Annotated in this window: 4 protein-coding genes; 2 read left to right on the top strand and 2 right to left on the bottom strand. The window is 42.5% G+C overall.

The genetic code is table 11. The annotated features are described in order from the left end of the window. Positions 1-34: 34 nt before the first annotated feature. Both znuB and znuC read right to left on the bottom strand, forming a co-directional pair. On the bottom strand, positions 35-820 hold the full coding sequence (znuB, locus tag AB4513_RS06640) for a zinc ABC transporter permease subunit ZnuB (RefSeq protein ID WP_009847315.1): 786 nt from the start codon (positions 818-820) through the stop codon (positions 35-37). After that, positions 820-1599: a zinc ABC transporter ATP-binding protein ZnuC gene (gene znuC, locus AB4513_RS06635; RefSeq protein ID WP_009847314.1), complete on the bottom strand. Its 780-nt coding sequence runs from the start codon at positions 1597-1599 to the stop codon at positions 820-822. The genes znuB and znuC overlap by 1 nt, the downstream gene beginning before the upstream one ends. Before the next feature lie 83 nt (positions 1600-1682). Here znuC and znuA point away from each other — a divergent pair, with 83 nt between their 5' ends. Both znuA and AB4513_RS06625 read left to right on the top strand, forming a co-directional pair. Then, positions 1683-2567, top strand: coding sequence for a zinc ABC transporter substrate-binding protein ZnuA (znuA, locus tag AB4513_RS06630; protein WP_009847313.1), 885 nt, complete (start codon positions 1683-1685; stop codon positions 2565-2567). Between the two features lie 246 nt (positions 2568-2813). Continuing rightward, positions 2814-6200, top strand: a complete 3387-nt coding sequence (locus AB4513_RS06625; RefSeq protein WP_032555261.1) for a helix-turn-helix domain-containing protein — start codon at positions 2814-2816, stop codon at positions 6198-6200. The last annotated feature ends 96 nt before the right edge of the window (positions 6201-6296 follow it).

The raw sequence follows: 6296 nt of genomic DNA, 5'->3' as shown, positions 1-6296 counted from the left end.
CGAGATACGAGATACGAGATCGTACTGATAAGTGCTAAGCTCGGCTTCTAACCATTTGAGATAACATAAACATTGCCGCAGCACTGATAACAACAGAAGGGCCGGCCGGTGTGTCATAGAACCAAGACAAGCTCAATCCTCCGAACACAGCGATAGAACCAATTACCGATGCAAGGAATGCCATTTGTTCGGGTGTATTGGCGAATTTTCTTGCCGTTGCTGCCGGAATGATAAGTAGTGAGGTCATGATTAACGCACCAACAAACTTCATACCTACTGCAATCACGATCCCAACCAATAGCATCAAAATAAGACGCATTAAATCAATGTTGATGCCATCAACCGCTGCGAGATCTTCGTTAACGGTCGTCGACAATAGTGGTCGCCAAAAGATAGCAAGTACCACTCCAATCACGGCAGCACCCGCATAGATGAATACCAAATCTGTCGGAGACACTGCAAGCAAGTCACCAAATAGGTAGCTCATTAGGTCAACGCGAACGTTATCTAAGAAACTCACGGCGACAAGACCCAAAGACAGAGCGCTGTGCGCCAAAATACCGAGTAGGGTATCGGTCGCGACCAGCTTTTGTTTTTGTAAAGTCACTAGCAACACAGCCAGCATCAAACAACAAATCAGCAGCGCGAAATACAAGTTAATGTTGAACAGAAAGCCAAGTGCTAAGCCCATCAAAGAAGCGTGAGCAAGCGTGTCACCAAAGTAAGCCATCTTGCGCCACACCACGAATGAACCTAGTGGCCCCGCGATTAGAGCAATGCCCAAGCCAGCTAAAATAGAGGGAAGAAGAAACTCAAGCATTAGTGGTGTCCGTGTCTATGGTTTGAACATTCATGCACGTCGCCTTCGACAGGCTGTCCTGCGAGATCATGATGGTGATGTTCGTGTTGGTGGTGATAAAAGGCTAAGGTCTCTTGGGTCGCGGTGCCAAAAAGTGCGATATAAGAGGGGTGGTGTTTGATGTCTGCAGGTGCGCCTGAACAGCAGATATGGTGATGCAAACAGATAACATCGTCTGTTTTTGCCATCACTAAATGCAGATCGTGTGAAACCATAAATACGGCACAACCAAAGCGGTGACGAATGGTGTCAATTAGGTCATACAGGTCTATTTGCCCTTGTACATCAACGCCTTGAGCAGGTTCATCAAGAACCAGTAGATCGGGTCTTCTTAGCAATGAACGAGCAATCAGCACACGTTGGTTTTCACCGCCAGATAGCTGGTGCATGTTACTCTTTTGCAGATGTTCAGCACCAACGAGCTTCAATGCTTCGAGGATCTCTTGCTGACTGAACTTGCCAGTGAGCTTTAGAAAACGTTCTACATTGAGCGGTAGTGAATCATTGAGCTTTAATTTTTGTGGTACATAGCCAATTTTCAGTTTTTTAGCTTTTGTTATTGTGCCTGAAAATTTGGTCTGTAAACCTAATACCACTTTTACTAATGTCGACTTTCCTGCACCGTTTGGCCCAATCAGGGTGGTGATTCTGCCGCGCTCTAAATTTAGAGAGATGTTATCTAGAACTTTTCGACCGTCAAATTCGACGCTCACAGAATCTAGTTGGATTAAATTATCCATGAATAGAACTCATTTGCAATTCGCTAATGTTATAATGTAACATTTACCTCAAGCCTAAGCTACTTTTCTATTAACGAGGAATTATGTCACGTTCATCTTTTATACTTGCTACTTTGCTTTTAGCGCCAAGTGTTGCAAGTGCCAATACTATTCTAACAAGCTTCAAACCAATTCAAATGATTGTGACAGAATTAACGCAGGGCGTTAGTGAACCGGATGTGTTGATGAACAGCAATGCTTCGCCGCACGATTATGCGCTTAAGCCATCAGATGTCAAAAAAGTTCATAGTGCCGATATGGTGATCTGGTTTGGCCCTGACCTAGAAGCTTTTTTGACCAAGGTGATTGGTTCTAAAGAAAACGTTATCAAGATCAGTGAGATTCCGGGGATTAACTTGAGAGAGTTTGGACATGAAGACCACGATGCTCATGAAGGGCACAACCATGGTAGCCATGACCCGCATTTTTGGTTGGGTATCGATCAAGTCGAGGTAGCGGCAAAATATATCTCAGCTAAGCTAATTGAGTCAGACTCTGATAACGCCATGGCGTATCAAGAGAACCTAGATTCATTCTTGATTGCTTTGAAAGAGAAACAGCAGGCGATTCATGAACAACTCGCGCCAGTGAAAGACAAAGGCTACTACGTATTCCATGACGCGTATGGCTACTTCGAACAAGAATTTAAGTTGAATAATCTAGGTCACTTTACGGTTAGCCCTGAGCGTAAACCTGGCGCAAAAAGTCTGATAGCTATCAAGAAGACTTTGGTGCGTGAAAATGTTCAATGCGTATTTTCAGAGCCTCAATTTACACCAGCGGTGATTGAATCGGTGACTCGTGGAAGTAACGCTAAACAAGGGCAACTTGATCCTGTCGGTTCGCAGGTTGAAGTGAAGAGTGGAAGCTATTTTGATTTTCTTCAGCAGCTTACAGATAGTTACACAAGTTGCTTAAGTGGAATGTAATCAATATTGAGTATTCTTTACGACACTTTGCTCTCGTTAATTGATGAATCATGCCGCTTTTTGCGGCATTTTCGTGACCGCTAAGATAAAACCTTCCAACAAATATCAAACCTCCTTTCTCCTTTGTCAATTTCAGCTAAAATAGAAAGATAATAATAAGCACAAAAAAACTCACTTTTTGGTTAATCAGCAACAAGCGTTGTGAGAACCAATATTTCATGTGTTGTTGCTGTTCAGGATTAAAAGTTGTATCGAATTATTTTCAAAATGTTCATCTTAATGAGCATTTCATTTAGCGTTCTTGCGGTAAATACATCACCCTCCGTTTTCTACCCTTTGCCCGTTCAAGCACAAGGGAACTTCCTTGCGGCAAAAAATCTGTACTTAGGTGAAGGTGGCGGACTCTGGGTTCATGATGTGCATGGAAAAATACTTTTTTATGATGGCAGAACCCTATTCCCTCGAAAAGGTAGCCTTTTGCAATTTTCTTCAGAGAAAGTCGCGTTTCTTAACGATGAGTTTTGGACTTTCTTTGATAATGAGGTGTACCGACATAGCCCAGGAATCGGCAACGCACTTGCATTTAGTTTAAGCCCAGGGGCTGAGATCGCGAATATCGGTGCTTCCGGTGATTATATTTGGGTTACAGATGGCAGTAATTTCTATACGTACAATACTCAATCTTTAGAATTTAGCACTTACTCGCTTCTAAAATTGTATCGGCATAACAATAGCAGCGATATTGCGATTAACGATGCTGAGCGGGTGCTGTCAAAATGGGTGCTTGCGACCAGTTCCGGAGTGTACCTTTCTGATAGCCAAGAATTTACTCATATCGGTGCATCAGAAAAAAATCATATAGAGACGCTGTATTTTTCGATGGCAAGACGTGAGTTAGTCATTGGTACATTGAATGGTGCAGTGATTATAGATCTTGCAAATCCTAAGAAAGAAAGGTGGGTGCGTGGTTCGCATGTTCTTTCTCTCGCTGAAACAACCGATCAATACTGGATTGGGACTGAGCATGGTCTTATCAGCTACAACTTTATTACAGGGAAAATTACACGATTTGAACAAGCCGATAATCAAGACTTTTCGTTACCGGGTGAAAAAATATATTCGTTAATTAACGACCATGCTGGTGGAATGTGGGTCGCGACCAATAACGGAATTCGATACTTTTCACTGTTCAGCAGGACATTCTCAAGAACGCCATTAACGGGAATGGGGATGCATTCGAGTAGTGTGGTGATAAACAAAGTACAGCTTGTTCGCGATCAACTGTCTTGGGTTGCTTCTTCCAGGGGGCTCTATTTGGTTGATTCTCAAAGTGAAGATAACCCCGTTCGTGTTTACTCTAACCCAGTACAGGATTTTGAGATCTTTGGTTCTTCAATTTGGTTGGCGACTGCAGAAGGTATTCTTAGTTTCAATACTGATACGTTAGAGGCTGAAAAGGTCGATCTACCAAGAGCGATTGAAGGTGTACCCGTTGAAAACTTTGCATTTGAAGCGGATAACATGCTTTGGATGACCTCGGGACAAAACCTTTATTCGTTATCTATCGAAACCAATAAGTTGACCAGTTATGGCACCGACTGGTTAGTTGATAAATTTTTGCCAGCAAAGATCACCGCTCTCAATATAGGTTTACAAGGTCGTATTTATGTTGGTACTGATCACGGATTCTACTCTTTTCTTGATGAGAGAATTAGCTTTAGTCATTCAAGCGAGCGGCTTGGCAAAGTGGTCGATATTGAAAAAGCAAAAGATGGATCCCAGTGGTTTGCGAGTAGCTATGGTGTGTATCGAATCCCTAATAACAGTTCTATTATTCAAGAGGTCACTCTTGTTGAGGAAAATATCAGTCCTAAATGTTTAATTAGCGACGATAATGGGATGTGGTTAGGCTCTTCGAAAGGTATTAGCTATTACGGATTGGATGGGCAACTGCATAAACATATCGGCTCACCATTTGGCTTGATCACCAATGAATTGGCTGCAGGTGCGTGTGCTCCGTTTTACAGCGAAGGTAGCCAGTCTACTAGGCTTATCTTCGGCTCAAGATATGGCGTGGTGAGTGCATTAGCTAATGAGCTATTGGTATCAACAACACCTCATAGCCGTGCATTGCTGAGCAAGATAAGTGTCGACCATCAGATAGTATCACTTGGTGGCAAGACGGCTGATTTAGATGAAATTCCTTATGGCTCATCAATCGGTTTTAAGATTGGAATTTTACCAGCGACATACACGCCTGCAATGGAGTATCGACTAAGCGACAATGAACCTTGGAGTGAGTTTGAAGGGGGGGTACTAACACTCGATCACCTTCTTCCTGGGGACTATACGTTGGAAGTGAAACCCGTTAAGGACTCCCATTATCGCTTTACGTCAACGAACCAAAGCTTCTCTATTGCGGAACCTTGGTATCTGAGTAATTGGGCAGCAGCAAGCTCTCTTATATTACTTATCTGTGTAGTGACTGCTTTGGTTTTTTGGCGATCACGTTACGTCACTTTCGCCAACAGGCACTTAAAGGCGCAAGTTGCATTAAAGACAGATCAACTGAGGCATCAAAGCCGAATACTACTAACGACTAATCAACAGCTTAAAAAACAGTTGTCAGTTAAGAGTGCTCTTGTCACACATACTGCTAATGAACTCTCTTCTGAAGTTAATCATATCGCAGCTATGATCCCAAATTGGAATGATGAACAAGGTAAGTCGCCAATATTGACATTGAAAAATGGCTTGGCTCAGTTGAGTAACACGCCACAAGGGAAGGGAAAGGTTTGTTACGATATAATTTTAATCTTAGAAGCTGTACTCAAAGCTTGGCAGGACGATTTAGCCAAAGCTGGTATTGAACTGGATATTAAAGTTGACACTAAACAACGACACGTCTCCTTGCTGTATTTTAATCTTGATATTATTTTCAACAGTCTAGTCGCTAGCATCATTAAGAGAAATTTTAAGTCACAGAGTATGGTGGTATTGGTTGAAGAGGTTAAAGGGCACCTTGTTGTGACGATCCGAGACCATGGAATGCCTTTCCCTAAATTGACTTCAAGCATTAATGACAATACTGGAAAATCGACCGACCTAAACATCGAAAAGTTGCCATTATTGATGAACCAGAGCGGTGGTGAACTGAATGCTTTTGTCTCGGACTCTCAAAATAAGGTGCAGCTTTCGTGGCCGATTGAATATCAAGTGTTAGATAATTTGGAAGCTAGCACAATTGAACAGATTGAGACCATTAAACTTACAGTTTCAGCGACGGAGCAACAAAGGTTAAGTGCTGAGCAAGAGTGGAAAAACAGAGTGTCACAGCTTGTAAGTGAAAACTACGCCGATGCAGAGTTCAGTACTGCAAATGCTGCTAAGTACTTGTTCATGTCAGAGAGAAGCTTACAGAGACGTTTTAAATCGGCTTATAACAAGACCTTTAAAGAGCATTTGAATGAAGTACGTTTGGAGCATGCGTGCGAGCGGCTACTTGCGGGAGAGAGGATTTCAGACGTCGCGTTTGATTCTGGTTTCAATGACCCTTCCTATTTCAGTCAAAGGTTTAAACATCACTTTGGCATGTCGCCATCTAAGTTTGCTGAAAACAACGAAGAGCAGTGAGCTAGGGACGTCCAGTAACAATATAGATAAAGATACTTTGAGCCTCGACATTCGTGTTGGGGCTTTTTTATGCTTCTACGAGATACGAGATACGAG

The organism is Vibrio sp. 10N.222.54.E6, from assembly GCF_041473955.1.
Classification (GTDB): domain Bacteria; phylum Pseudomonadota; class Gammaproteobacteria; order Enterobacterales; family Vibrionaceae; genus Vibrio; species Vibrio tasmaniensis_A.
Note: the sequence above shows the minus strand (reverse complement) of the source record. Positions and strands in the feature narration are given on the sequence as shown.

What these genes read in the sequence shown, in the direction of transcription:
- znuB (WP_009847315.1), bottom strand. Translation starts at nt 820, where the DNA reads ATGCTTGAGTTTCTTCTTCCCTCTATTTTAGCTGGCTTGGGCATTGCT.
- znuC (WP_009847314.1), bottom strand. Translation starts at nt 1,599, where the DNA reads ATGGATAATTTAATCCAACTAGATTCTGTGAGCGTCGAATTTGACGGT.
- znuA (WP_009847313.1), top strand. Translation starts at nt 1,683, where the DNA reads ATGTCACGTTCATCTTTTATACTTGCTACTTTGCTTTTAGCGCCAAGT.